This is a genomic window from Acinetobacter sp. AOR18_HL, from assembly GCF_027855145.1.
Classification (GTDB): domain Bacteria; phylum Pseudomonadota; class Gammaproteobacteria; order Pseudomonadales; family Moraxellaceae; genus Acinetobacter; species Acinetobacter pittii.
On record NZ_JAKTIG010000058.1, the window covers coordinates 49639 to 75324 of the forward strand.

Annotated in this window: 23 protein-coding genes; 10 read left to right on the top strand and 13 right to left on the bottom strand. The window is 39.1% G+C overall.

Annotation, left to right across the window (positions count from 1 at the left end; genetic code table 11):
• Position 1 precedes the first annotated feature (1 nt).
• From adeJ to MKL51_RS14285, 4 genes are all read left to right on the top strand, one after another.
• On the top strand, positions 2-3178 hold the full coding sequence (gene adeJ, locus MKL51_RS14270) for a multidrug efflux RND transporter permease subunit AdeJ (RefSeq protein WP_032006535.1): 3177 nt from the start codon (positions 2-4) through the stop codon (positions 3176-3178).
• On the top strand, positions 3178-4629 hold the full coding sequence (adeK, locus tag MKL51_RS14275; RefSeq protein WP_002116015.1) for a multidrug efflux RND transporter outer membrane channel subunit AdeK: 1452 nt from the start codon (positions 3178-3180) through the stop codon (positions 4627-4629). The genes adeJ and adeK overlap by 1 nt, the downstream gene beginning before the upstream one ends.
• A gap of 108 nt (positions 4630-4737) precedes the next feature.
• Complete coding sequence (locus MKL51_RS14280) at positions 4738-5088, top strand: YbjQ family protein (RefSeq protein WP_032006534.1); 351 nt, start codon at positions 4738-4740, stop codon at positions 5086-5088.
• Between the two features lie 7 nt (positions 5089-5095).
• Complete coding sequence (locus MKL51_RS14285) at positions 5096-5530, top strand: YbjQ family protein (protein ID WP_002116525.1); 435 nt, start codon at positions 5096-5098, stop codon at positions 5528-5530.
• Here MKL51_RS14285 and MKL51_RS14290 read toward each other — a convergent pair.
• The 3 genes from MKL51_RS14290 to MKL51_RS14300 are packed head-to-tail and all read right to left on the bottom strand — an operon-like array spanning position 5527 to position 7518.
• A complete protein-coding gene (locus MKL51_RS14290; RefSeq protein ID WP_017400200.1) occupies positions 5527-5961 on the bottom strand; it encodes a nuclear transport factor 2 family protein in 435 nt (144 codons plus the stop codon). The genes MKL51_RS14285 and MKL51_RS14290 overlap by 4 nt on opposite strands.
• A gap of 53 nt (positions 5962-6014) precedes the next feature.
• Entirely contained in the window at positions 6015-6821 is an 807-nt protein-coding gene (locus MKL51_RS14295; protein WP_005064503.1) for an SDR family NAD(P)-dependent oxidoreductase, read from the bottom strand.
• A gap of 25 nt (positions 6822-6846) precedes the next feature.
• Positions 6847-7518, bottom strand: a complete 672-nt coding sequence (locus MKL51_RS14300; RefSeq protein WP_032006533.1) for a hypothetical protein — start codon at positions 7516-7518, stop codon at positions 6847-6849.
• A gap of 196 nt (positions 7519-7714) precedes the next feature.
• Here MKL51_RS14300 and MKL51_RS14305 point away from each other — a divergent pair, with 196 nt between their 5' ends.
• Entirely contained in the window at positions 7715-10612 is a 2898-nt protein-coding gene (locus MKL51_RS14305; protein WP_032006531.1) for a valine--tRNA ligase, read from the top strand.
• 46 nt (positions 10613-10658) lie between these two features.
• Here MKL51_RS14305 and MKL51_RS14310 read toward each other — a convergent pair whose 3' ends face one another.
• The 4 genes from MKL51_RS14310 to MKL51_RS14325 all read right to left on the bottom strand — a co-directional run bounded on the left by MKL51_RS14310 (position 10659) and on the right by MKL51_RS14325 (position 13538).
• Positions 10659-10835 carry a hypothetical protein gene (locus MKL51_RS14310; RefSeq protein WP_153884502.1) on the bottom strand — a complete coding sequence of 59 codons (177 nt, stop codon included), beginning with the start codon at positions 10833-10835 and terminating at the stop codon, positions 10659-10661.
• A 102-nt stretch (positions 10836-10937) separates the two neighbouring features.
• Positions 10938-11321, bottom strand: coding sequence for a hypothetical protein (locus MKL51_RS14315; protein ID WP_032006530.1), 384 nt, complete (start codon positions 11319-11321; stop codon positions 10938-10940).
• 201 nt (positions 11322-11522) lie between these two features.
• Positions 11523-12536: a molecular chaperone DnaJ gene (locus MKL51_RS14320; RefSeq protein WP_032006528.1), complete on the bottom strand. Its 1014-nt coding sequence runs from the start codon at positions 12534-12536 to the stop codon at positions 11523-11525.
• A gap of 96 nt (positions 12537-12632) precedes the next feature.
• Complete coding sequence (locus MKL51_RS14325; protein ID WP_032006527.1) at positions 12633-13538, bottom strand: AEC family transporter; 906 nt, start codon at positions 13536-13538, stop codon at positions 12633-12635.
• A 117-nt stretch (positions 13539-13655) separates the two neighbouring features.
• Between MKL51_RS14325 and MKL51_RS14330 the strand changes: the two genes are divergently transcribed.
• The 3 genes from MKL51_RS14330 (at position 13656) to MKL51_RS14340 (ending at position 16878) form a co-directional block, all read left to right on the top strand.
• Complete coding sequence (locus MKL51_RS14330) at positions 13656-14540, top strand: LysR family transcriptional regulator (RefSeq protein WP_032006526.1); 885 nt, start codon at positions 13656-13658, stop codon at positions 14538-14540.
• Between the two features lie 303 nt (positions 14541-14843).
• Positions 14844-16031 carry an ammonium transporter gene (locus MKL51_RS14335; protein ID WP_032006525.1) on the top strand — a complete coding sequence of 396 codons (1188 nt, stop codon included), beginning with the start codon at positions 14844-14846 and terminating at the stop codon, positions 16029-16031.
• Between the two features lie 139 nt (positions 16032-16170).
• On the top strand, positions 16171-16878 hold the full coding sequence (locus tag MKL51_RS14340; RefSeq protein ID WP_080973519.1) for a phosphatase PAP2 family protein: 708 nt from the start codon (positions 16171-16173) through the stop codon (positions 16876-16878).
• 1 nt (position 16879) lies between these two features.
• On the opposite strand, the gene MKL51_RS14345 is transcribed toward MKL51_RS14340, so the two are convergent.
• The 6 genes from MKL51_RS14345 to MKL51_RS14370 all read right to left on the bottom strand — a co-directional run bounded on the left by MKL51_RS14345 (position 16880) and on the right by MKL51_RS14370 (position 23844).
• The gene (locus MKL51_RS14345) at positions 16880-18214 is read right to left on the bottom strand and encodes a two-component system sensor histidine kinase PmrB (RefSeq protein ID WP_032006522.1); all 1335 of its coding nucleotides are present in this window, start codon (positions 18212-18214) and stop codon (positions 16880-16882) included.
• Positions 18215-18237: 23 nt separating this feature from the next.
• Positions 18238-18912 (bottom strand): DNA-binding response regulator PmrA, encoded by a 675-nt coding sequence (locus MKL51_RS14350; protein WP_032006521.1) that lies wholly within the window; start codon positions 18910-18912, stop codon positions 18238-18240.
• 14 nt (positions 18913-18926) lie between these two features.
• Entirely contained in the window at positions 18927-20576 is a 1650-nt protein-coding gene (locus tag MKL51_RS14355) for a phosphoethanolamine transferase (protein WP_032006520.1), read from the bottom strand.
• A 178-nt stretch (positions 20577-20754) separates the two neighbouring features.
• Positions 20755-22047, bottom strand: coding sequence for a DcaP family trimeric outer membrane transporter (locus MKL51_RS14360; RefSeq protein WP_002116353.1), 1293 nt, complete (start codon positions 22045-22047; stop codon positions 20755-20757).
• Positions 22048-22319: 272 nt separating this feature from the next.
• On the bottom strand, positions 22320-22511 hold the full coding sequence (locus tag MKL51_RS14365; RefSeq protein ID WP_014207513.1) for a hypothetical protein: 192 nt from the start codon (positions 22509-22511) through the stop codon (positions 22320-22322).
• Positions 22512-22584: 73 nt separating this feature from the next.
• Positions 22585-23844 (bottom strand): MFS transporter, encoded by a 1260-nt coding sequence (locus MKL51_RS14370; RefSeq protein ID WP_017482109.1) that lies wholly within the window; start codon positions 23842-23844, stop codon positions 22585-22587.
• A 127-nt stretch (positions 23845-23971) separates the two neighbouring features.
• Between MKL51_RS14370 and MKL51_RS14375 the strand changes: the two genes are divergently transcribed.
• Positions 23972-24598: a lysophospholipid acyltransferase family protein gene (locus MKL51_RS14375; protein WP_032006518.1), complete on the top strand. Its 627-nt coding sequence runs from the start codon at positions 23972-23974 to the stop codon at positions 24596-24598.
• Between the two features lie 66 nt (positions 24599-24664).
• The gene (locus MKL51_RS14380) at positions 24665-25582 is read left to right on the top strand and encodes a patatin-like phospholipase family protein (protein ID WP_032006517.1); all 918 of its coding nucleotides are present in this window, start codon (positions 24665-24667) and stop codon (positions 25580-25582) included.
• Positions 25583-25686: the final 104 nt, after the last annotated feature.

Below are 25686 nucleotides of genomic sequence, written 5' to 3' on the forward strand. Positions count from 1 at the left end.
AATGGCACAATTTTTTATTCATCGCCCCATTTTTGCGTGGGTGATTGCATTAGTCATTATGTTGGCGGGTATTCTCACGCTAACGAAAATGCCTATTGCACAGTATCCGACGATTGCACCACCGACAGTTACAATTGCTGCAACTTATCCTGGTGCATCTGCTGAGACTGTTGAAAACACTGTAACCCAGATCATTGAACAACAAATGAATGGTCTAGATGGTTTACGCTACATTTCATCTAACAGTGCTGGTAACGGTCAGGCTTCTATTCAATTAAACTTTGAACAAGGTATTGATCCAGATATTGCACAGGTTCAGGTTCAAAACAAACTGCAATCTGCAACTGCGCTTTTACCTGAAGATGTACAGCGTCAAGGTGTAACAGTAACTAAATCTGGCGCAAGCTTCTTGCAAGTTATTGCATTTTACTCACCAGATAACAGCCTTTCTGACTCGGACATTAAAGACTACGTAAACTCATCAATTAAAGAACCACTTAGCCGTGTTGCTGGTGTGGGTGAGGTACAAGTCTTTGGTGGTTCATACGCAATGCGTATTTGGCTTGATCCAGCTAAGTTAACCAGTTATCAACTTACTCCTAGTGATATTGCAACAGCTTTACAAGCGCAAAACTCACAAGTAGCAGTAGGTCAATTAGGTGGTGCGCCAGCTGTACAAGGTCAAGTGCTTAACGCAACAGTGAATGCACAAAGTTTGCTGCAAACACCTGAACAGTTTAAAAATATCTTCTTGAAGAACACAGCATCTGGTGCTGAAGTTCGTTTAAAAGATGTTGCGCGTGTAGAGTTAGGCTCTGATAACTATCAGTTTGACTCGAAGTTTAACGGTAAACCTGCTGGTGGTCTTGCAATTAAAATTGCAACTGGTGCCAACGCACTTGATACCGCAGAAGCTGTTGAACATCGTTTATCTGAATTACGTAAGAACTATCCAACAGGTCTTGCAGATAAACTAGCTTATGACACGACTCCATTTATTCGTCTTTCAATTGAAAGTGTTGTACACACATTAATTGAAGCGGTAGTTTTAGTATTCATTGTGATGTTCTTGTTCTTACAGAACTGGCGCGCAACGATTATTCCAACACTTGCTGTACCTGTTGTTGTGTTAGGTACATTCGCTGTTATTAATATCTTTGGCTTCTCAATTAACACCTTAACCATGTTCGCCATGGTATTGGCAATTGGTCTTCTGGTCGATGACGCCATCGTTGTGGTCGAAAACGTCGAACGTGTTATGAGTGAAGAGCATACCGATCCAGTCACGGCGACGTCACGATCAATGCAACAGATTTCTGGTGCGTTAATTGGTATCACAAGCGTATTAACAGCGGTATTCGTACCAATGGCATTCTTTGGTGGTACAACTGGTGTAATTTACCGTCAGTTCTCGATTACCCTTGTAACAGCAATGGTTCTATCGTTAATTGTAGCGTTAACATTTACACCAGCACTTTGTGCAACCATTTTAAAACAGCATGATCCTAACAAAACACCAAGCAATAATATTTTTGCTCGTTTCTTTAGAGGCTTTAACAATGGTTTTGACCGCATGTCGCATAGCTACCAAAATGGTGTTAACCGCATGCTTAAGGGCAAAATCTTCTCTGGCGTGCTTTACGCTGTAGTTATTGCTTTACTAGTGTTCTTGTTCCAAAAACTCCCATCTTCATTCTTACCGGAAGAAGATCAGGGTGTGGTAATGACACTTGTTCAATTACCGCCAAATGCAACGCTTGACCGTACAGGTAAAGTGATTGACACCATGACAAACTTCTTTATGAATGAAAAAGATACAGTGGAATCGATTTTCACCGTTTCGGGCTTCTCATTCACAGGTGTTGGTCAAAATGCTGGTATCGGCTTCGTTAAATTGAAAGACTGGAGTGAACGTACTTCACCAGAAACTCAAATTGGCGCATTGATTCAGCGTGGTATGGCATTGAATATGATCGTTAAAGACGCATCTTACATCATGCCTTTACAGCTTCCAGCAATGCCTGAACTCGGTGTAACAGCCGGATTCAACTTGCAACTTAAAGATTCAAGTGGTCAAGGCCATGAGAAACTTATTGCCGCACGTAATACGATCTTAGGTTTGGCTGCACAAGATAAACGTCTTGTGGGTGTTCGCCCTAATGGTCAAGAAGATACACCTCAGTATCAAATTAATGTAGACCAAGCTCAAGCTGGTGCCATGGGTGTGAGTATTGCCGAAATTAACAATACAATGCGTATTGCATGGGGTGGCTCATACATTAACGACTTCGTTGACCGTGGACGTGTGAAGAAAGTTTATGTTCAAGGTGATGCGGGCAGCCGTATGATGCCTGAAGACTTAAACAAGTGGTATGTACGTAATAACAAAGGCGAAATGGTACCGTTCTCTGCATTTGCTACTGGCGAATGGACATATGGTTCTCCACGTCTTGAACGTTATAACGGCGTGTCATCGGTTAACATTCAAGGTACACCTGCACCTGGCGTGAGCTCTGGTGACTCGATGAAAGCAATGGAAGAAATTATTGCTAAGTTACCATCTATGGGCTTACAAGGTTTCGACTATGAATGGACAGGTTTATCACTTGAAGAACGTGAGTCTGGTGCTCAAGCTCCATTCTTATATGCGCTTTCATTGTTAATCGTTTTCCTTTGCTTGGCTGCATTGTATGAAAGCTGGTCTATTCCGTTCTCGGTTTTACTTGTTGTACCACTCGGTATTATTGGTGCAATCGTATTAACTTACTTGGGTATGATTATTAAAGGAGATCCAAATCTCTCAAATAACATTTACTTCCAGGTAGCGATGATCGCGGTAATCGGTCTTTCTGCAAAAAATGCGATCTTGATTGTTGAGTTCGCAAAAGAGCTGCAGGAAAAAGGTGAAGACCTAATTGAAGCAACTTTACATGCTGCAAAAATGCGTTTACGTCCAATCATCATGACTACCCTTGCCTTCGGTTTCGGTGTACTTCCGCTTGCCCTTTCAACAGGCGCAGGTGCAGGAAGTCAGCACTCTGTTGGTTACGGTGTACTCGGTGGCGTACTCAGTGCAACGTTCTTAGGTATCTTCTTTATCCCTGTATTCTATGTGTGGATTCGTAGTATCTTTAAGTACAAACCAAAAACCATAAACACTCAGGAGCATAAATCGTGATGCAAAACGTATGGTCTATTTCAGGTCGTAGCATTGCGGTATCTGCACTTGCGCTTGCTTTGGCAGCTTGTCAAAGCATGCGCGGCCCAGAACCAGTCGTGAAAACCGATATTCCACAAAGCTATGCATATAGCGCTTCTGGTACGTCTATTGCTGAACAGGGTTACAAACAGTTCTTTGCTGACCCTCGTTTGCTCGGAGTGATTGATTTGGCACTTGCCAACAACCGCGACTTACGTACAGCAACGCTCAATATCGAACGTGCTCAACAGCAATATCGAATTACACAGAACAATCAGCTTCCAACAATCGGAGCAAGTGGTAGTGCAATTCGTCAGGTTTCTCAAAGCCGTGATCCGAATAACCCCTACTCTACTTATCAAGTAGGTCTGGGTGTAACTGCCTATGAGCTTGATTTTTGGGGCCGCGTACGTAGCTTAAAAGATGCTGCGTTAGATAGTTATCTTTCAACGCAAAGCGCACGTGATTCGACTCAAATCAGTCTAATCAGTCAAGTGGCTCAAGCGTGGTTGAACTATTCTTTCGCAACTGCCAACTTAAGACTTGCAGAGCAAACGCTTAAAGCACAGCAAGATTCTTACAATCTCAACAAAAAACGTTTTGATGTGGGCATCGACAGTGAAGTTCCACTACGTCAGGCACAGATTTCTGTAGAAACTGCGCGTAATGATGTAGCGAACTACAAAACACAGATTGCTCAAGCACAAAACTTGTTGAACTTGTTAGTTGGTCAATCAGTTCCACAAAACTTGTTGCCAACCCAACCTGTAAAACGCATTACTCAACAAAATGTATTTACAGCGGGTTTACCAAGTGACTTACTTAACAACCGTCCAGATGTAAAAGCTGCTGAATATAACTTAAGCGCTGCTGGTGCGAATATCGGTGCTGCAAAAGCACGTTTATTCCCAACCATTAGCTTAACGGGTTCTGCAGGTTATGCATCAACTGACTTAAGTGATCTATTTAAGTCTGGTGGTTTTGTATGGTCAATTGGACCAAGCTTAGACTTACCAATCTTTGACTGGGGCACTCGTCGTGCCAATGTGAAAATTTCTGAAACTGATCAGAAAATTGCATTGTCTGATTATGAAAAATCAGTTCAGTCTGCGTTCCGCGAAGTTAATGACGCGCTTGCAACTCGTGCCAACATTGGTGAGCGTTTAACAGCTCAACAACGTCTAGTAGAAGCAACTAACCGCAACTACACACTTTCAAATGCCCGCTTCCGTGCCGGTATTGATAGTTACTTGACGGTTCTTGATGCACAGCGCTCATCTTATTCAGCAGAACAAGGTTTGTTATTGCTTCAACAAGCAAACTTAAACAACCAAATCGAGTTATACAAAACTCTAGGTGGTGGTTTAAAAGCAAATACCTCAGATACAGTGGTTAATCAACCATCTAGTGCTGAACTTAAAAAGCAATAAGTTTTAAATAACTTATTCACAAAAGCTCACTTCGGTGGGCTTTTTTATTGCAACTCATCTGAATATTTTTTATCTTGAAACCTTAAGAATTCAGATTGATAAAAAACAATGTTATTGAGTAATTTAGAAAGTGTTCCAGGCCACCAGATTGTAAAGCAGCTGGATGTTGTTTACGGAAGTACCGTTCGTAGTAAGCATGTTGGCCGTGACCTGATGGCGAGTTTAAAAAATATCGTGGGTGGTGAACTTACGGGTTATACCGAATTATTAGAAGAATCTCGCCAAGAAGCCATGCAGCGTATGATTGTAAAAGCCCAGCAACTTGGTGCGAATGCAATTGTGGGTATTCGTTTTTCAACTTCCAATATTGCACAAGGCGCTTCTGAGTTATTCGTATATGGCACAGCAGTGGTTGTGCAGCCTCAAGCATCTCATCTACCCGATCCATTTAATGCATAGGTAGAAAATGGACAATCTTATTTTTCAGCTTGTTATTTTTCTCATTCTTTTCAGCATTGGTTGGGCTTTTGGCCGCCATATTGAACGAAAACATTTGAATGAACTTCTAGAAAAAGAGCAACAATTTGCCCATATCAGAATTGATACCAATCGTTTTGCAACAAGTGATCAGCTAGGCCACTTTATTAGCAGTAATGTTGTGATTTCTCATGATTACTTTAAATATGTATTGGCATCTATAAAAAATGTTTTGGGCGGAAGACTGACCAGTTATGAAAGTATTGTTGAGCGTGCTCGCCGAGAGGCAATTGTACGTTTAAAACAACAAGCTCAAAGTGTCGGTGCTACTCATATTATGGGAGTTCGGTTGAGTACAACCGAACTTGGTATGCAAGGCGGAATGGTCGAAGTTTTTGCTTATGGAACAGCAGTTAAAGATTAATACTGCCCAACCTCAGAAAAATGAATACGTGGATTGCCAATATTTTTAGTTAAATGTTGGCAAATTCGGGTAATTTTCCAACGGTCTTGTTGTTTCGCCAAAGTAAAATAATAACGACCAAAAGAATGAAAATAATCATTTTCTGAAAAACGATAAATTTGATAATTACATTCTAGCCATGCTTGATCTTGTTCAATTCGAACCAGAGGATTGCTCAAATTGTGCTGTAGTCGTAAATGGGATAAAGCTTGTTGCCGAGAACCTTTATATTCATGACATGACACCATACATAAAGGTTCTCCTCTAAATTGGAAATAGTCCACCTCAAGTTGATCTGCCAACAACTCATCAAAAGCATCCCAATTTTTCTGGTCAAAGACCAATTGAAAACGCGTGACGACTTCTAAAATACGGTGATAATCCTGATCCATGGTGAACCTTCTATGCGGGTTTTTCACCAATTTAGCACGGCGAAATCACTTTTTTATTTTACTTTTGTTTTCCGAATCATTTTATAAAGAAGTTTTGGTGACATCCGAGAAACCATCACCCCTAGTTTTTCTTTGGCCCCACCCACAACAATATATTCTTGACCCTGTACTAAAGCTTTTACAGCCTGCTCTGCAAAAACATCTGCCTCTAAACCATTTTCAATTGCTTCGTCTTGATGGCCCTGAGGTTCCCCTGCACCATTGAGCGCATTAAAAGAAACATTAGTTTTTACGAAACCAGGGAAAATAACTGAAACTTCGACACCTTGATCTGAGACCTCAGCACGTAAACTATTTGCCCACATGTGAATTGCCGCTTTAGCAGCCGAGTAACTTGCACGGTACTGAGTGCCTAATAAACCCGCTACACTCGACACAAATACAACTCGGCCAGACTTTTGTTTTAGCATGGTCGGTAATACTGTTTTAGTTAACGCGACTTGTGAAAAATAATCGACTTCCATAATGGCGCGTTCGGTTGCCATTGTCGTATCTTTAATTAAAGCGCGTTGGCTTAAACCTGCATTATTGATGAGCCAGTCAATACGGCCTTTCGCCTTTAAAATCTGCTTGTAAGCCTCTTGAACCTGCTTTTCATCAGTAATATCTGCGACCACAGACAAATGATGATCGGGATTTAATAAACCAACCCGAACTTCTTCTAATTCTTCAAAACGACGTGAGGTCAAAATCAACTTTGCCCCTTGTAAAGCCAACTCTCCTGCTAAAGCCTTACCCAAACCAGAAGATGCGCCCGTAATCCATACCACTTTATTTTGCAAAGTATCAAGTTTGGCCATGTGATGTTCCTATTATCTTTTTAAATTATGCTGCTTGATGCATGAAGGCCAAAAAGTGATTGATATAATGAGTTGCTGTGGTCTGATCGACCTGTGTCCCTAACTTTTCCAAACGTTTATAGCCCAAATGCGTCGTCATGTTGATGACTCCGTTAAGAGTTTTATCGACAACCAAATTAAATTTTAAACGCTTTTTAGGCTCACGTACTAGGCTTGTTACGCCTAAATCCACAATTTCTATAAGCGTTTCAAATGCAGCCGTAATACTTTGCATATTACCGTCACGAATTCGCTGTGTAAGGGTTTCAGCTTGTTGCACCAGTTGAAGTGTAACTGGATAGGTAATATAAACTTGCTGCCCTTGCTCTTTCATGAGTGATGTCATGTAGTCAACTAAGGGTAAAAGACGTTCATTTCCAAAGAATGAAACCGACCAAGGCATGTATTTTCGAAAAGTCTCTAAAACTTGCTGAATAACTTTTTCAGACTCAGCTTGTTGTTTTGGAGACATGCTTGCATTTCCTGACTGTAAAAGCACAGAAAAAACCTGCTCAATAATTTCACAAGAAAGGTCAGACAAGACATCCCCCAAAACTTTTGCCTGACTTTGACTTACTCCATCATGTAGTTTTTGCCGAATAGCCTCGAATTGGGTATAAGTCGAATCGGAAATTTTCAAAAAAACTTCATAACTCATCAGCAGCATCCTTTTTCAATTCTTTTGTAATTTTTGTGCCGTGTCGCCACACGATTAAATTGTGATCCATCTTTCATAAATCTACCGTTTTTTGAAAAAAATACAAAACCGTTTATCTGTTTTCAGCACATTAATTTCGAGGCATTTTTTTGCTACAATAGATGCAATTTTTTATGCATATTCGATCTAAGCTACTATGACTGACGCTCAAACCGCTCAAAATATTGCAACCACATACGATCCAACCGAGATCGAAAAGAAGTGGTACAAAACGTGGGAAGAACAAGGTTACTTTAAACCTTCTGGTCACGGTGAATCATTCTGTATCATGATTCCGCCACCAAACGTCACTGGTAGTTTGCACATGGGCCATGGTTTTAACAATGCCATTATGGATGCCCTCACCCGTTATAACCGCATGATGGGTAAAAACACTTTGTGGCAACCAGGTACAGACCATGCTGGTATTGCAACTCAAATGGTTGTTGAGCGTCAACTTGGCCTACAAGGCGTAACTCGTCATGACTTAGGCCGTGAAAAGTTCATTGAAAAAGTTTGGGAATGGAAAGAACAATCTGGCGGCACGATCACTAAACAAATTCGTCGCTTAGGTTCTTCGGTAGACTGGTCACGTGAACGCTTCACGATGGACGAAGGTTTATCAAACGCAGTTAAAGAAGTATTCGTTCGTTTGCACGAAGACGGTTTAATTTACCGCGGTAAGCGCCTAGTAAACTGGGACCCTAAACTGCAAACAGCACTTTCTGACCTTGAGGTAGAAAGCAAAGAAGAAAAAGGCTCACTTTGGCACTTTAAATATTTCTTTGAAGACAAATCAGTTAAAACTCAAGACGGCAAAGACTATTTAGTCGTTGCAACAACTCGTCCTGAAACTTTACTTGGTGATACGGCGGTTGCTGTTCACCCTGAAGATGAGCGTTATGCACACCTTGTTGGTAAAAACATCGTATTGCCAATTACGGGTCGTTTAATTCCAATCGTTGCCGACGACTACGTTGAGAAAGACTTCGGTACTGGCTGTGTAAAAATCACCCCTGCTCATGACTTCAATGACTATGACTTAGGTAAACGCAATAGCTTACCAATCATTAATATCTTCAACAAAAATGCCGAAGTTTTAGGCGAGTTTGAATATATTGCAAAAGCTGGCGAACAGATTTCTAAAACCATTACTGCACCTGCGGAATATGCTGGTTTAGAGCGTTTTGAAGCACGTAAAAAATTAGTTGCTCAAGCTGAAGCTGAAGGCTGGTTAGATCAAATCCAACCGTATGACTTAAAAGCGCCACGTGGCGACCGTTCAGGCGTGATCATTGAGCCATTACTGACTGACCAATGGTACGTAAAAATTGCTCCGCTTGCTGAACCTGCAATTGAAGCAGTTCAAGATGGCCGTATTAAGTTTGTTCCAGAGCAGTACAGCAACATGTACATGGCGTGGATGCGTGATATTCAAGACTGGTGTATTTCACGTCAGCTTTGGTGGGGTCACCGTATTCCAGCTTGGTACGATGCGAATGGCAACATCTATGTTGGCCGTAACGAAGAAGAAGTACGTGCGAAAAACAACATCGCGGCTGACGTTGAACTTAAACAAGACGAAGACGTTCTTGATACATGGTTCTCATCTGCACTTTGGACATTCTCAACTTTAGGTTGGACTGGCGACGCACAAAAAGACGCAGCAAATGATTTCTTAAAAACTTTCCACCCAACAGATGTGTTGGTGACTGGTTTTGACATCATTTTCTTCTGGGTTGCCCGCATGATCATGATGACCCTGCACTTCATGAAAAATGAAGATGGTTCATCTCAAGTTCCATTTAAGACTGTTTACGTTCACGGCTTGGTACGTGATGGTGAAGGTCAAAAAATGTCGAAGTCTAAAGGTAACGTACTTGACCCATTAGACTTGATTGACGGTATTGATTTAGAAAGCTTAGTTGCGAAACGTACAACTGGCCTCATGAATCCGAAAGATGCTGCGAAGATTGAAAAATCAACGCGCAAAGAGTTCCCAGAAGGTATTAATGCTTACGGTACTGACGCAGTTCGTTTCACATTCTGTGCACTTGCAAACACTGGTCGTGACATCAAGTTCGATTTAAAACGTGTTGAAGGCTACCGTAACTTCTGTAACAAAATCTGGAACGCGACTCGTTTCGTTCTCATGAATGTTGAAGGTCAAACTGTTGGTCAACAAGCTCGCCCTGATCTATGGGAACTTCCAGAACAATGGATCATTAGCCGTCTACAAAAAGCGGAAGCTGCTGTACATCAAGCGTTCGCAACGTACCGTTTAGACCTTGCTGCACAAGCGATTTACGACTTTATTTGGAATGAATACTGTGACTGGTACGTTGAGTTAACTAAACCAGTTCTAAACGATGCAGAAGTTTCAGAAGAACGTAAAGCTGAAGTACGCCGTGTATTGCTTGCAGTCATGGAAGCTTCATTGCGTTTGGCTCATCCGCTTATGCCATATTTGACAGAAGAAATCTGGCAGACTCTTGCACCAATGCTTGGTCAAGGCGGCCCAACGATTATGACTGCTCAATACCCTATTCCTGAGCAAGCAAAAATCAATGAACAAGCTGAAGCAGATATGCAATGGCTTCAAGGTTTGATTGGTGCCGTACGTAACATCCGTGGTGAGTTAGGCTTAGGTAATGCACGCTTATTGCCAGTATTGCTTCAAAACACGTCTGACGCTGAACGTGAACAAATCATTCGTATTGAAGCATTGTTCAAAGCATTGGCTAAAGTTGAAAGCATTGAGTTCTTAAATAAAGACCAAGAGCCACCTTTGTCTTGCTCTAGCGTTGTTAGTCATGCATCGGTATTTGTACCAATGAAAGGCTTAATTGATCCTAAAGCTGAGCTTGCTCGTTTGCAAAAAGACTTGGATAAAATCCAAAAGCAACACGACCAAATCGCGGGCAAACTTGCAAACGAAGGCTTTGTATCTAAAGCACCAGCAGCGGTTGTTGAGGGTGAAAAAGCGAAGCTTGCTGAGTTTGCTGCTCAGTTAGAGAAAGTTAAAGCAAATATGGAGCAAATTGCTGCGCTTTAATACAGTAATTTGATTCAAAAAATCCCCTCTTAGCGAGGGGATTTTTTTAATTCCAATATGTTTGGATAATTTCTTTCATCCAATTAAATAAGGGAACTATCAATACCATTAACACCTGCTGCCAATATCGCGAACTTTTTGGTTGCTCTTTAATAATGATGATTGGCTGAGGTTTAGCAATATTAGTTCGCTTTTTAGCTTTTGACTTTTTACGTCTAGCCATGAATTCTTTACCTTATAAATAGAATTTTGGACTACACGTTTGAGTTTTTTAATGATATGTCCCAAACGTGTAAATAAATACAGTTTGGTCATAACTCAGGTCTCAAGCAGAAATAGAGAGATTTTTTTGAATGGAAAAATTACGAGTAGTTATAAAAATAATGGGTAAAAATATTAATAGAAATAATTTAAGAATTAATAAAAGTATGCCTGCATTTAATGCACGTTTTTCTAAATTTTTAAGGCATACCACCAAAGCTGACTTTGCAATCTCTTGTTTAACTTCAGACTCGAAATCAAAATAGGATAAAAGTTCAGTTCGTCTAGAATATTTCGAATAAATTTGGTCACTTAGGTACTCTCGATCTTCAAAAGCCCTAAAACTCTGATCTAAAATATGTGATAAAGCGTCTAAGTAATGTTTTAAAGATAGAACTGGTACACCATCCTTAGCCTGTTTAGGCTGATGGCTTTCTTTCTCTTTCAATCTAGTACTTCTATAAGAAATCCAAGATTGTCTGAAACTTATAGCTCTTTCCAAATTTAATATTCTCCAAGTTTAAAAAATTAAAGTTAAAGTATAAACTCCATATATTGTTATCAGGTTAAATAATAAATACTATATATAGGAAAATCAATCTTCAAAATTATACATTGAATCTCTTCCACTCTACCTGAGTGAGCTAGACTAAAGCACCCCATGCCCCAATAACACCTCAAACCCACTCACTTTTTTCATATGTTTTAAACGTTCCTTTTCCCACTTCAACTGCTGCTTTAACTCAGCACAGTCAGCATCTACAGCTTTATAGACATCACTAATATGTACATGCTCTGCTTTTACGTTTTTTGCTAACTGAAAAGAATCTAAAATATCTGCAATTTGGCTTTCAAGCTGCTGACTTTGTGCATCCAAAGCCAGTTTATAAAATCGCAACTGCTCGGCAGATAATTCTTTAGCGCCTAGCCCTTTATTCTGTTCAAGCTGTAACTGGAGCTTGAGTAAATAAAACAAATCCTGCTTTTCATAGGCCTGACTTGCTTGTTGGAACAGCTCGGTTTTTTCTAATTTTTTAGTTTCATCTTGCTCACGGTCTGGGTGAATCATCGCAGCAATTTTTAAATAAACTGTTTTTAACGACTGCGCTGCCATTTGCTCGGCTTGTTCACGTTTCTGTTGTTGTCTTTGCTGTTTGGCTTGTTCACGTGCTTGTTGTTGCTCGGCAGCGTACTTTTCAAAGTTTTCATCTTCTACGCTTTGCTCAGCACTTTCTTCGTATTCAGATTTGATCGGCTGAATTTTTTTATTCTTTTTTACCGACTCCCCCGCATGTTGCTGATAAAAGGTATCGATCTGCTTTACAAGCTCCAACTGTTGAGAAGACAGCATTTTAGAGCGCTTCAACATTTGCGCAAGCTGGGCATTTTTTTCATCGAGTTGTTGCATGTCTGCTTTAGAAAAAGCATGGCTATGCAACATATTCCAGAGTTGATCTAACTGCTGAAATAAGACTTCATGCAAATCGCTATACACAGGCATCAATTTTTGCCGAATGTGCTGTTGAATCTCAGCTTGTGCATTTTGCCATGTGCTCAGCCTAACTTTTTGCTGTTCTATTTTATCAATCAGGCGATTCAGTTTTTTCTGCTGTGCAGACGGTTCAGACCTTTGCTGAAAGCTCACTTTGAGATCAAAGGACATACTCATCCACCTGAAAAAGAAAAAAAGTGTAGCAATAATCAGATGAGGAAGGTAGCCAAGCATTCTTTAAGTGTTAAGAGGCCTAAAATTTATATCTTAAGAAATCCACCAAATCACCAGTGGCAAAGTCACGGCAGCACATAAAGTCTGAAAGCTAATCACGGCTGCCATGAGCTGACTATCGCCACCCAAAACTTTGGTTAAAATGTATGAAGCAGAAGCTGTCGGCAACGCAAAGAAAATCACTAAAATTTGTGTTTGCAAACTTGGCAAACCAAACCACATGCAGACCGCATAAGCCAAAGCAGGTACTGCTAAAAGTCGAGCAAACGTGTCTGCTGCCAATACCACAATGTCTTTTTTAATTTGCATAAACTGTAAAGCTGCGCCAACACATAATAAACCTAACGGCAAACTCGACACTGAAAAAAGCTTAATAAACTGAGTAAATCCTTCCCAAATTGGGATATGCAGTGCATTGACTGCCGCCCCAACTACACACGATGCAATTAAAGGGTTTTTAAGCAGTGCAATCAAAACAGGTTTAATTGCCATGTGTTCTTTAGAAGTTAATGCAAGTACTGAAATAACGTTCACAAGTGGAATGCAAAGCGCCAATAAAATTGCCAGTATTGCCATTCCTTCGCCTTTAAAAAGAGAAGTGACTAAAGCCAAACCAATATAGGTATTAAAGCGAACCATACTTTGTACGTGCACACCAAAACGTGCAGGTGGTATGTGGCAAAACATTCGGAGTATGTATAAAAAGGCGGTCACAGCTAAGACCACAATCAACATCACAATAATGGCTGTACTCAAGCTTTGTAAATCAATTTTTGCGGTCGATAGCGTACTAAAAAGCAAAGCTGGAAATAAAATATAGTAATTAAGCTTCTCTGCCCCAGCCCAAAACTCATCGCTAAAAAATCGATATTTTTTAAATAAGTATCCCGATGCAATTAATGCAACTAAAGGAAAAAGAGATAAAACAATACTATTCATTTCTTTACTCGAGTTTTGTTTGGGCTTGCTGTTTTTAGCAATGACCTTGGCTTACTCATATATTAAAGATAATGAAAACTCATGATAAAATGAGTTTTTACTCATAATAAATACAACATGACATTTACCCAACTTGAAATTTTCGCACTCATTGCAGAATTAAAAAGCTTTACGGCTACAGCAGAAAAGCTGGGAATTTCACAGTCAGCAGTTTCTCATGCGCTTAAATCATTAGAACAACAATGGGGTATTAACCTGATTTCAAGATCCCAGAGTGATATTGAGCTCACCACGACAGGACAGCAGCTTCTTACGCATGTAAAAGAGTTATTGAGTATTTCCGATACCTTAGAAAAAGAAGTGGCTGCCATCCATGGTTTAAACGAAGGAACATTACGTATTGGCTCTTTTGGTGCTTCATCCTCTATTTATCTATTGCCTGAAATTTTAGAAACCTTTCGGCGACGCTATCCTAAAATTGAAATTTATATCGATGAAGGTGAAGATAAAGAAGTTGCTCAGTGGTTATTGGAACGGCGCATAGAAGTCGGTTTTTTGATTATGCCAGATGAGCGTTTTGATACATTCCCTTTAATTGAAGATCGTTTTGTTGCCCTAATTCCGAATAGTTACTCGCTTGCGCAGCAGCTCTATATTGATCCAGCCCAGCTAGAAAATTGCCCTTTTATTATGACAATGGCTGGCAGTCGACATCAGGTCGAATTAATTTTAAAAAACTTTAATGTGAAACCAGACATCAAATTTTATGTTTCACAAATTCTAAGTATCGTCAGCATGGTTCACAATCAATTAGGGATTTCGATTGTCTCTGATATGGTGCTCACCAAAGAGTTACTCTCACTCTATCCAAATGTAGTTAAACGTCCTTTTAAACCGAACCTTAAACGTTCTATTGGCCTCGCAGTCAAAAATAAAAAGCACATGAGCCCCGCTGCGAAAGCTTTTATTGAAGTCGCGCAATCGGTTTGGTCTGATCATTAATTGAATATAGATAATTTTTAAAAAATTTAATAACGAACTTTTTAAGGTCATTTTTTAATCACATTAGATGACTTGTAACGTAAAAAGCGCCATAACTGCCCTATTTTAACTAAATCGGCGCACCATTTATCGCCAAAAACCCCTTATTTAATCCAAATTGGTGCGCTTATTGCATATTCACTTTTATGCAATTGAGTTTGTTTCGACAAACTTAGGTTTTTAGATTCCTTAAATCTATTTTGGTGCAATTTACAGACCCAGATTTGTTCCAAAATGGAATTTAGCACTTTTTTCGAGCATGCTATGCAAAATGTAGATCTATTTTTCTTATTACTTGGTGCAGTTTTGGTTCTTGCCATGCACGCAGGTTTTGCATTCTTGGAACTTGGTACGGTTCGCCATAAAAATCAGGTGAACGCACTTAGTAAAATTCTGACTGACTTTGCCCTTTCTGCAATCGCATATTTCTTTGTTGGCTACTACATCTCTTATGGCCAGCACTTCTTCCATGATGGTACGGTTTTATCAAGTGATCATGGCTATAACCTTATGCGTTGCTTCTTTTTACTCACTTTTGCTGCGGCAATTCCTGCCATTATTTCGGGTGGTATTGCTGAACGTGCAAAAATGCGTTCACAAGCAATTGCCACACTCGCTTTAGTTGCGCTGGTATATCCATTTTTCGAAGGTATGGTCTGGAATGGCAACTACGGTCTGCAAAAATGGTTAGAAGCAACCTTTGGCGCAGCTTTTCACGACTTTGCGGGTTCAGTCGTAGTTCATGCCATGGGTGGTTGGATTGCACTTGCTGCTGTGATTCTATTGGGTGCGCGTTCTGGTCGTTATAAGAAAGATGGTCGTGTAAGTGCTCATCCCCCTTCTTCTATTCCATTTTTAGCGCTTGGCTCATGGATTTTAATTGTTGGCTGGTTTGGCTTTAATGTGATGAGTGCGCAGCGTGTTGATGCTATTTCTGGGTTAGTTGCGATTAACTCGCTCATGGCAATGGTTGGCGGTACAATTACAGCCAATGCGATTGGGAAAAATGACCCAGGCTTCTTACACAACGGTCCTCTTGCTGGTTTAGTGGCAATCTGTGCAGGCTCTGATATTGTTCATCCAATCAGTGCACTTGTGATTGGTGGTGCAGCTGGGGCTATGTTTGTGTATCTATTCACCTATACTCAAAACAAACTTAAAGTTGATGATGTACTTGGTGTGTGGCCACTACACGGCGTATGCGGAGCATTTGGTGGTATTGCAGTAGGTTTATTTGGTCAACAATGGCTGGGTGGTTTAGGAGGTGTCTCATTCATCTCACAGCTCATCGGAACAGCGCTCGCGATCGCTATTGCGCTTGCTGGCGGCTTTATTGTTTATGGAATTCTTAAAGCAACCATTGGCATTCGCTTATCTCAAGAAGACGAGTTTCGTGGTGCAGATTTGTCTATTCATAAAATTTCGGCAAACTCTGAAGAGGGTATGTTTTAATACTTTCTAAAGTGCTCAAGGCGACGATACTTCTCGTCGCTTTTTTATTTTTTAAAGAAGATTGAACCTCTTTCTTCAGTATAGTTTAAGAGCAATTTAAGTTTTATTTTATGTAATGCCTTTACTCACAATCTAATTGATGTTGCATGGCATGAATCAACAAAAACAATTTTTCCAAATTAATATCATCTTTCTTTTTCTCAGTTTTTTGCTGCTTTTAATCGTTTTTCCAGTGGGTGGGAAAATTGATATGTACCTCATCCAGCCTTGGATTGATTCAACAGGTCATTTTTTCAATCGAGATAATTGGTATCTGGAAAGACTTAATCATGAAATTGTAAAACAGATCATTACTGGTATTTATGTCATCTTTTTTGGCCTATGGCTTGCGTCATTTAAAATTGAGAAATTAAAGCTTTATCGCTGGCAATATGGTTATATGTTTTTTGTGAGCATGATTGGTAGCAGTATAGTTGGCTTATTAAAATCACAATCAGCTCATGCCTGCCCTTGGAATATGGTTCATCCGACTGCTTTAAGTTATGTATGGGATTTTACTGCTAAGCATGGGCATTGTTTTCCGGGCGGCCATGCAAGCGCTGGCTTTATTTTAATGACAGGTTATTTTGTTTATCGTCTTGAGCAACCGAAACGTGCCTATTTTTATCTCATTTCAGGCATATTATTAGGCTTTATGATGGGATGGGCACAAATGATGCGTGGAGCACATTTCCTAAGTCATAATTTATGGACAGGTTGGGTCGTTTGGGCTGTAAATATCTTATTTTACGCCGTTTGTATTCACCGCTTTGAATTTGAGAAACAAATCAAACAAGAACTTGCATAAATCAAGTTCTTGTTTCGTGAACATGTAAAATCTTTGGAAGTTTAACCAAGACCGAAAGTCCACCAAGCTCTAAACTTCGGTCTAGTGTCAGAGTCCCACCTAAACGTTGAGTTGCTCGGTCAACAATGGATAGACCTAAACCACTGCCCACTTCAAGGTGGTGGTGTACACGATAAAAACGTTTTAAAACTTTATCATAATGTTCTGGGTCAATCCCCGCGCCGCTATCTTCAATTTGTATACAGGCATCTCCATCTGTAGCTGTGAAAACTGAAATATTAATCATCCCTTCATGAGGCGTATATTTGATTGCGTTATCAATTAAGTTAAAAATAATTGAATGAACAGTTGGCTCAACACTGTGCATTTCAATTGGTTCATTCCGAACAAAGCCCAAGTCGATCTCTTTTTGCATAGCTAAATTAACAAGCTGTTCAACACAATTCAAAGCGACATCATTAAGCTGAAAAGCCCTCGTTGGCTCAATCACACTTAAAGAAACATCCTGCTTAGCTAGCGCTAAAAGCTGTGTCACCAAATGCTGAATACGTGCTAATCCTTTACTCAAATTTTGCAGCGATTCATGCTCAGGAAGCTGACTAATTAAAATTTTAGTTTGTAAATTTAGAGCAGTCACAGGAGTTCTGAGTTCATGGGCTGCATCTGCAATAAACTGTTTCTGCTCATTTTGCGCTTTAGAAATGCGCTCAAAAAGACGATTCATTTCATCAATTGTAGGTAGCAGTTCTTGAGGATAATCTGAGACTTCAATAGGCGTCAGCTCTTCTGAGTCACGATGAGTCAGTTCATTTTTAAAGTCATCTATCGGCTTTAAACCTCGGCGAATAATTGCAGCTAAAGCAAAAATAGCAAATGGTAAGATAATCAAATATGGAATGAACATGCTACCTGCAAGTTCCCAAGCAAAAGCCTCACGAACTTTTTCTTGCTGGCTAATCTGAATCTGGTAATCCTTTAATGGCAAAACATAGGTACGGATTAAGCCATTACTGGTTTTATGTGAGTAAAAGCCAGCTTGTGTAACAGGTGGAACCAATAAATGGAGATGGTGTAATAAATGGGCTTGGTCTTTATAAGCCCAAATATCTACAAATAGATCTTCTTCATGATAAGTTTTATGAAAATCAAACTCACTGCTTACCGTTTTCAATGGATATTCAGCTGTTCGTTCAGCCAAGTAACGCATTTGCGTATCTAAAATTTCATCAACTTCTTGAAGTGCAACTTTATAAGCAGTAAAAATTAATATACAACCTAAAATGACACTGAAAATTGAGGTGCCCCAAATCAGCCGTTTTTTTAATGAATAATGCACTGTTAAGAAGTTCCAAAATTAAGTTACGATTGCCCTAAACGGTAACCCAATCCTCGAATAGTTCGGATAAAGTCTTTCCCAAGTTTAGCTCTCAGGTGATGCACATATACTTCAATCGTATTACTGGTCACATCACTATCGAAATCATATAACTTATCTTCAAGATTTGCTTTAGAAAAGATTTTATTTGGATGGCTCATTAAAGGAATAAGAATTGCCCATTCACGATTAGACAAATCAATACGCTGTCCTTTAAAGGTAGCAATGTGCTGTTCAACATTTAAAACCAGATCACCACTTTGTAAAAGCTGCTCATGATTCGCAAGCTGAGCCTCTACCCCACTACGGCGTAATAGCGCATGAATACGAGCGAGTAACTCATCAAACTCGTATGGTTTGATCAAGTAATCATCTGCACCGTGGTTTAAGCCATCAACACGGTTCTGTAACTGATCTCGTGCTGAAATAATTAAAACAGGAGTCGCTGCTCTTTGGCGGATTTGCTTTAAGACCTGCATGCCGTCCATCATCGGTAGCCCTAAGTCCAAAAGAATTAAATCGAATTTATTTTTAGCCAACTGGGCTAGGCCATCTAAGCCATTATTGACCCACTCCACTTCAAATTGATGATATTGCAGCAACGTTATTGTTGACTGTGCAATCATAAAATCATCTTCAATCATCAAGATTTTTGTCATGTTTTAGGCTCGCTTTAATTCACATGGGCACAAGAGTGCAACATATCCAGTTGAGGGTTGATGACCTGAGTTCTTACATCTAACAAACTTAATAAGCTTGGGAATAAATTATCCTGACTTAACTTTTCTTTAGTTTGTTGGCCTAAACAACTTACTTGTGCAAGATTATGTTGTTTCCATTTATCAGAAAACCACATTATCATTGGTACATGTGTTTGTTGACTCGGTGCAATTGCATACGGTGAGCCATGTAAATATAAACCATGTTCACCAGTTGATTCACCATGATCAGATAAATACCATAAACCTGTTTGATATTTCGATAGGTCTTTTAAATTATTAATGATCTGACTTAATACATGGTCTGTATATACAATCGTGTCATCATAACTATTTAATAACTCCGTTTGAGAGCAACCCTGTATCGCATTAGTGTCACAAGTCGGTTTAAACGGTTGATATTGGGCAGGCGCACGCTTGTAATAGGCTGGACCATGACTTCCGACTTGGTGTAAAACAATGAGTCGCGGACGAGTGTCTTCTTTAGGAATAGTCGCTAAATACTCATTTAAGCTATCAATTAAAATATCATCGTAGCATTCGCCATCTTTACACCATTTTTGCTTTAACTTTTCTGGTATTTGGTATTCCTCCACACGATCACAAGCCCCTTTACACCCAGAGTTATTATCAATCCAAGTCACTTGGTAGCCCGCACGCTTGGCAATGTCTAATAAACCTTCACGATGACTTGCAAGTTGTTCATCATAGTCAACACGTGGCATGCCAGAGAACATACATGGAACCGACACAGCTGTTGCTGTACCACATGAGCTAACTTGCGAGAAATTCAAAACCTCCTGTTTAGAAAGCTCCGGATTCGTATTTTTCGAATAACCATTTAATGCAAAACTTTCTGCACGTGCAGTCTCGCCTACAACTAAAACCATTAATTTAGGCAAGTTGCTTTGTACTTGCTGAATTTGATGAGCATCTTCACCATAGTGTATTAATGGCAAGTTCTTCTTAGGTGCCTTTTTATGATAATAAGACATTAAAGATGAAATACTATTTTGAGGTGAAATCATACCTTTTAGATCACGATGCTCACGAAAGATCGCTGCGAAATCAACATAATAAACAAATAGCAAAAGACCAACGATTGCGAAAGAAGCAATAATTGAACTAATTTTTTTCAACAATAAATGAGATGTTTTTTCTTTTTTAAGTTTTACCTGAGTAATTAAAATAATAGGCAAAACAACAAAGAAAACTGTCCAAAGCCCGAAACGTAATGAAATTAAATCAGAAACTTCAGAGACATCAGTTTGTATCATATTTTGAATCTGATCAGGTGAGATAATTACACCTAAGGTATTGACGAAATAAGAGCTAAAACCACCAATCACGATGAGTAAAATTGCAAAAATTTTAGCGGTCCATTTCCAGTTTAAAATCTGTAAAAGCGCATAATAAGCAGCAACCACAATAACTACTGTAGCAGCTAAAAATAGAATAGCCTTTATTCCAAAATATGGAGTTAAAAGATGCACTTGGTGATAAAAACCTATATTGAGAATTGCCCCTAACCAAATGGCTATAATCAAATTAAACATAAACAGCGAAATCTGCTTATGTTTTAAAGTAGAAAAAAAATTCAGCATCTTGGGTGACTACAATCTTTTTATGATGCTCTAATGTAGAAATTGAAACTTAAAAATGACTTAAATAAAAAATGATCTAATTCAGAAGCTTTAAAGCATGCTAATTCTTTTAATTTATATAAAAAAAGACGAGGTTAGATTTAACCTCGTCTTTTGAGCTTTTAACTAAATATTGTTTTTAGAAACTGTATTTAGCCATTAAACCAACACGGTTGTCTTTGTAATCATCACCAGCAAAGGTTTCGCGTTTACCATTAACATATTCAATACCTAAGTCAATTGGTTTAACTGGTGTATAAATGACGTTGAGCCATGCTTGCTGAACTTTTTCATTACCCGCAGTATATGCTTTAGCATAGTCTGTGCCATCATCAGCGAATTGAGCACCGTATGCTAAAGTAGCACGTAGGTTAGGTAAAATCTTATAAGTTCCACCCACTTGTACAGCTACAAATTCATTTTGCTCAATATTATCATTAACTAAAGTATAAGCAGAATTACTACCATATAAGTAGTTACTGTTACCTACAACATAAGAAGCATCAGCAAAGAGTTTTAAAGGATCTGCTACTTTAAAGTCAGTACCTGCAGCAACGCCCCACCCAGTCTGGTCATCGCCCTTTCCTGATTTGTAGTTTTCAACAAAAGCTCGAGCAGAAGCATTACCATTACCACCAGCATAACCTTGAGTAATTTTAGCTGTTAATACAGGTAATCTATATTTAACTGAGTCACCTGTTGCTGAACTATTACCTTCCTCAGCTGAAACAAATAATTGAGTCGCAGGAGCTAATTTATAGTTATAACGTACTTGTGGAATACGTGTTGTACCACCACCAATGTTCGTCGAAAAGTCGATCATTTCTGGTGCGTGGCTCGCCAAGAAGTTAGATGTAGTTTGACCAAACAACCAGTTGTTATAAGTTAAGTAAGCATGACGAATACGTACGTTTTCAGATTTGTTATTGTCACCACTTGCAAAGTCCAACTCAATTTTACCACCAACTTTGGCATTGCTTACAGGAGCAGTAAAATCTAAACCTAGACGAGTCGTTTTAGCAGTAGCACGCAATTTATCTTTTGCTTCACCATTAGACTTACTTACATCAGCGAAGTCACCATCCGCACCTTCGATAATATAGTTAGCATCGCCACGAACAAAACCATATAGATTCACATCAGCACCAGTTTTAGATTTTAATGATGCTAATGGAGAAGCTGGTGCAGCAGCTTGAGGTTGTGCCTTAACTTCAGCTAACTGTACTTGCTGTTGTTGCTGTACTTGCTGTTGTTGTTGCTGAACTTGACGTTGTTCTTGAATTAAAGCTTTTAACGCTTCAACTTCTTTACGAAGCTGTTGAATTTCCGCTTTGTCGGAAGTCGCAGCATGTGCCCCACTCATCATTAAAGCTGTAACTGTAAGAGCTAAACTTTTAATAACGAAAGATTTACGATTAAGGAATAGATCCATCAAAAACTCCTAAAAATATATTTTATGTTGCCTATCCATGCCAAGTTGATTTACGCCATTAAATTAGGGGCTAAAAAATCAACTCTCCTCCACATTGGTTACATTAATTTTATTACCGCAACCAAAACCAATTTCAACGTTGTGCAAGACTAAAACCGATAAACAAAGACATAAAAAACATACTTTGATTTACAGATTTTTACCTTAACTTCATGTTGTAACGAATCCTACACAACTCTCTTATCTTATAGAATGATTAAATCGTTATTTCATTATTCTTTTTTAGACTTTAGGCTAATAACCAATCTAATTGAACATTTTTCTGCCCATTTTGATTGATTCACATGATTTTTCTTGTTATCCAAATCCATTTTTTCTCCATTTAGCTTCCATTTGCTACCCACACAAGATGGCACAATTAATTGAGCATTTAAATAGCTAAAAATATACATTTTTAAAAACATAGACAAAGGTAGTAGATAAAGCTTAGATCACTGCTTGAGCAATATTAAAGTTCTTTATTTCATTTAGTTAACATTATTTTTCCTGTAGTTTCTCATGTTTCCAGAGGAAAATAGGCAGTAAACTGATCACTGCAATAATGACAATAGCTATCAAATAATGGAAATAACCGAGTAAATCTCCAATCACACCGCTAAAACTATAGAGAAGACCGCTAACAGTCGCCATAACTGAAACCTGAAAGGTAAAATCTGTCCCCGCATATTCTTTTCGACTGTAATGCATGACTAGAGTCAACATAGCTACCAATAGCATTGCCGAGAATGCATCTTCTAAAGCATTGACTGTATATATAACCCAGACATTCAACTGAATTTTTTGTTCATAGGCATAGGCTAAATAAGCATAGGCTCCTAGACTCATAATTTTAAAAATTGAAAAGCCAATTAATGCTGCTGGTCTTGAAAAGTATTTAAGCACGCCTCCTGCTATTGCCGCCCCAGCGAGTGCTGCTACTGCACCGAGCATCGTGATGTAAACACCAATTTGAGTAAAACTTAACCCCATATCAACCATTAAAGGTTTAAGTAATGGTCCAGCTAAGCCGTCTGCTACTTTAAAAGTGATCAGTACCACCAACCAAGAACGGAGTTCTTTATTTTGAGAGAAATATCTTAGGTAAGCTTTAATTTTTAGGACTAAATTTTGCTGATTAAGTTTGAGTTCGCGACTCGCATGAGAAGTATGTTGAGGCTCTTTAAATAACCAAATAGGTAAAGTATTTAAAAATACTATGGTTGCTAATAGCAAGAAAGTGGGTTGCCATGTTAACCAGTCTAAGCACCAAAGTACGGCACCTCCCCCAACAATAAAACCTAAGCGTGAACCAATGACCTGAAATGTATTGCCCCAATGCTGCTGATCATGTTTTAACAAGTTGACTGCTAATGCATCGGTAGCAATGTCTTGTGTTGCTCCAGTTAAGTTCATAAAAAGAAGGGAAATAAAAAATGCGAATAAATAAATAGGTTGATCTAAAGCTTGAACGGGGAAAAAAGACAAAATACACAGTACACCCACAGTCAAAAACTGAGTAGGTAGAATCCAACTACGATAATGTCCTAAATGGGAAAGTGCGTGTCGGTCGACCCACGGCGCCCAAAAAATCTTGATTGACCACGGTAACATTAATAAGCCAAAGCCACCAATATGGGCGAGTGAAACTCCTTCTGCTCTTAAGATCACGGGTAAAGCGTGGGTCATAAACCCAACAGGCAGTCCTTGGGCCCAATATAAAGAAAATAGCAGAAGATAAAGATTTTGCTGCCGCAACATAGAAACCTACTTTTTATTTGTTTAATGAGGAATAACATCAAATGTCATGTTGTTCTTACATTTTGCCAATGAAGCATATATTTCAAAAGATTAAGATAAAACTAGGACAAGTTAAAATTTAAAAAATATGGATCAACATTTCCCTAATTTACCTGATTTAGTACCTCAACGCGGTACTGCTTTAAGCCGAGCGCTATTTAAAAAAATTTTTTTAGCGCAAGGTTGGACAATTGAAGGTGAAGTTCCTAATTTGCCAAAAGCAGTGGCGATTATTTCCCCCCATACTTCTAATATTGATGGATGGTATGGCTTTCTTGCGATTTTCGGATTAGGTATTCAAATTACGGTGTTAGGTAAAGATGCCCTTTTTAAACCACCGTTTAAACGAGCTTTAGATTGGGCTGGAGTCATTCCAGTTAAACGTGACACAGCCAATGGACTTACTGAGCAAGTCGTTGCAACCATTCAAAAATATGACAAGATCTGGATTGGAATGGCGCCCGAAGGCACACGTAAAAAAGCAAAAAAAATGAAAAGTGGCTTTTATCATATCGCTGCAAAAGCCAATATTCCCATTGTCATGTTTTCTTTTGATTATGATCATAAGACTATTCACTGTTTAGGGCACTTAAACCCAAGCGGCAACTATGAAGAAGATTTAAAAAAGATTTTTGAGCGTTATGAAGGAAAAATTTCACCTAAAAATCGTAATTGGCTTGCTGAACCTTTACAAAATCTAGTGAAAAAAACCTAGCAAAAATTGAGCAAATCTGGTCTCATGAGCCCTCTTAATTTATCTCGACGTAGATTATTTTTAAAGATGAAAATTGCTCAATTTGCCAGTATTGGATTTATCTCTCTAGCACTATTTGGCTGTGATAAATTTAGCAAAACACTAACACCGACAACCTCAATGAAAGCCCGTGAACCTGTGATTGCACTTGCTTTAGGTGGCGGTGGAGCAAAAGGATTTTCACATATTGGTGTAATTAAGGTTTTAGAGTCTCACGGAATTAAACCTAAAATTGTCACGGGTACCAGTGCCGGTAGCTTTGTTGGAAGTATCTACGCAAGTGGACAAACACCTTATCAATTGCAAAGTCTGGCTCTAAAGTTACAAGAGTCAGATATCCGCGATTTAACACTTAATCGTCAGGGTATTATTCTTGGACAAAAGTTACAGGACTACGTTAACCGTAATGTAGGCAATAAACCAATTGAGAAGTTCCCAATCCGTTTTGCTGCCGTGGCAACACGCCTTGATAATGGTCAAAAAGCTGACTTCATTAAAGGTAATGCAGGCCAAGCCGTACGTGCATCTTGTAGTATTCCGAATGTATTTGTACCAGCAACAATTGGCAAGCAGAAATATGTAGATGGTGGATTGGTTAGCCCAATTCCTGTTAAAACTGCTCGTGATATGGGTGCGGATATTGTGATTGCAGTCGATATTTCTGCGCGTCCAGCAGGAAATCGCCCAGCCAATATGTGGGGATTACTTGATCAAACCATTAATATCATGGGTCAACAAAGTATTAATGAAGAGCTCAAGCAGGCCAATGTTGTCATTCAACCTAAAGTTGGTCATCTAGGTACTCTTGATCTCAAATCAAGTAACCAAGCAATTTTGGAAGGCGAAAAAGCAGCTCAAGCGCAAATACGCCAAGTTGAAACTGCAATTGCAAACTTCAAAAAATCTCCAGCTGCGTTTAAGCCTGCACCACGCCCTAAATTCTAATTGAGGTGGTTTTTTTCTATCCACACTCCCTATCATCTGCTACAGTGGTAAAAGTGATATTGAGTCACTTTTACCCATCATAAAGATATATAAAAGAGCAGATC